Genomic DNA, 1,820 nt, shown 5'->3' on the forward strand with positions numbered 1-1,820 from the left:
CGCACGAACTGCGCGAAGCGCGCGTGGTGCCGGCCCGCGAAGCCCCAGGCCACGCGTGCGCAGGCGATGGCCAGGGCGGCGTAGCCCAGGTTCTCGTGCAGGGGCCCCAGCCGGTGGCGGGTGATCCAGGCCGCGGCGACCGAGGCCACCAGCGACCAGTGCAGGAGCCGCACCGCCGCGTCCCACACGGGAACGGGCGGGTGGGGCGGGTTACTTTTCTTCAACGCGTTCCAGCGTCTTGGGGTCGAAGAACGCTTCCACGCGCTTGCCCTGCGGGTCCTTGCCGTACACCTCGTAGCAGGTGGGGGTCTTTTCCATGCGGCGCACGGTCCAGCCTTCCTTGACCAGCTTTTCCTGCAACTCGGTGTGGGGGCGCCATTCCGAAGCGGGATGGGCGGGGCACTGCACGTCGCCGTGCGCCCAGGCGCCGCTGGCGGCCACGGTCAGGGCCAGGGCGATGGCGGCACGGCGAAAGGGGGTGGAATTCATGGGGGGCTCCTGCAAAGAAAGGGAATGGGAGGACGGAACGGTTTCGGACAGCGCAGCGTGTCAGGTCTGCGCCCAGCGGCGCAGGAGATTGTGGTACACGCCCGTGAGCTGCAGCAGCCGCGGGTCGGCGGCGTCCAGCGAGGGGGTCAGGCGCTGGATGGTCTGGTCCAGGTCGAAGAGCAGCGTGCGGTCGCCCTCGTCCTGCACCAGGCTTTCGACCCAGAAGAACGAGGCGATGCGCGCGCCGCGCGTGACCGGTGTCACGCGGTGCAGGCTGCTGGAAGGGTAGAGCACCAGGTCGCCGGCTTCGAGCTTGACGCTCTGCACGCCGAACGGGCCTTCGATCTCCAGCTCCCCGCCGTCGTATTCGTGCGGATCGGCGAGGAACAGCGTGGCCGACACGTCGGTGCGCATCGACTGCTGCGTGCCGGGCCACTGCATGATGGCGCTGTCCACGTGCGCGCCATAGGTGCCGCCGTCGGCATAGCGGTTGAACTTCGGCGGGTGGATCCTGCGCGGCAGGGCGGCCGCGATGAAGGTGGGGTGGCGGCCCAGCACCCGCAGCAGGTGCTGGCCCAGTTCCACCGCTACCTCGCTGGCGTCGTCGAGCTGTTCGTTGCGCTTGACCGACCGCGCCAGCGTGCCCGCGGTGGCGCTGCCGCTGCGCCAGTCGGCGCCATCCAGGCGCTGGCGGAAGTGGCGGATTTCGTCCGGGTCCAGAACGTGTTCGAGGGTGATCAGCATGGCATTTCTTCGGACAGGGAGGGAAAGGCCGGCGGCTGGGCCACGAGCGCGCCCGGGCCGATGTCGGCCAGCGTGGCGCAGCCGGCCAGCGCCATGCAGGCCTGCAGTTCTTCGATCAGCAGGCGCAGCAGGTGAGCCACGCCCAGCGCGCCGGCCACCGCCAGCGCATAGACCTGCAGCCGGCCGATCAGCACGGCATCGGCGCCGAGCGCCAGCGCCTTGAACACGTCGGTGCCGCTCCGGATGCCGCCATCGAACAGCACGGGCCAGCCGGGGCCCACCGCTGCTCGCACGGCGGGCAGCATCTGCAGGCTGGCGGGGGCGCCGTCCAGCCCGCGCCCACCGTGGTTGGAGACGACAATGCCCGCCACGCCCCGGGCCTGCAAGGCGGTGGCGTCTTCGGGGTGCAGCACGCCCTTGACCCAGACGGGCAGGTGCGTCTGCGCCATCAGCCAGTCCAGGTCGGCCCAGGTGGGCGCGAAGCGCATGGCATGGAAGACCCGGCCCTGGCCCGGCTGCGGGGGGGGGGGCTCCACCGGCGCCTGGCCGCGCAGGTTCTCGGCCACGCAGGTCGGCGGCATGCGAAA

The 1,820-nt window shown here is 71.2% G+C and carries 3 protein-coding genes and 1 pseudogene; all 4 read right to left on the bottom strand.

The window, feature by feature from the left end; translation table 11 throughout:
- A pseudogene (locus AC27KI_RS23955) lies at positions 1–224 on the bottom strand (cytochrome b/b6 domain-containing protein); the annotation flags it as partial.
- Positions 211–489, bottom strand: a complete 279-nt coding sequence (locus AC27KI_RS23960) for a PepSY domain-containing protein (RefSeq protein ID WP_284404820.1) — start codon at positions 487–489, stop codon at positions 211–213. The gene AC27KI_RS23960 and the pseudogene AC27KI_RS23955, both read right to left, overlap by 14 nt.
- A gap of 60 nt (positions 490–549) precedes the next feature.
- On the bottom strand, positions 550–1,233 hold the full coding sequence (locus tag AC27KI_RS23965) for a Fe2+-dependent dioxygenase (protein ID WP_487090933.1): 684 nt from the start codon (positions 1,231–1,233) through the stop codon (positions 550–552).
- Positions 1,227–1,820 (bottom strand): alpha-hydroxy acid oxidase (locus tag AC27KI_RS23970; RefSeq protein ID WP_487116232.1); only part of this gene is annotated, 594 nt, incomplete at its 5' end. The genes AC27KI_RS23970 and AC27KI_RS23965, both read right to left, overlap by 7 nt.

This window comes from Acidovorax sp. KPB24-03 (assembly GCF_057546605.1).

What these genes read in the sequence shown, in the direction of transcription:
- AC27KI_RS23960 (WP_284404820.1), bottom strand. Translation starts at nt 489, where the DNA reads ATGAATTCCACCCCCTTTCGCCGTGCCGCCATCGCCCTGGCCCTGACC.
- AC27KI_RS23965 (WP_487090933.1), bottom strand. Translation starts at nt 1,233, where the DNA reads ATGCTGATCACCCTCGAACACGTTCTGGACCCGGACGAAATCCGCCAC.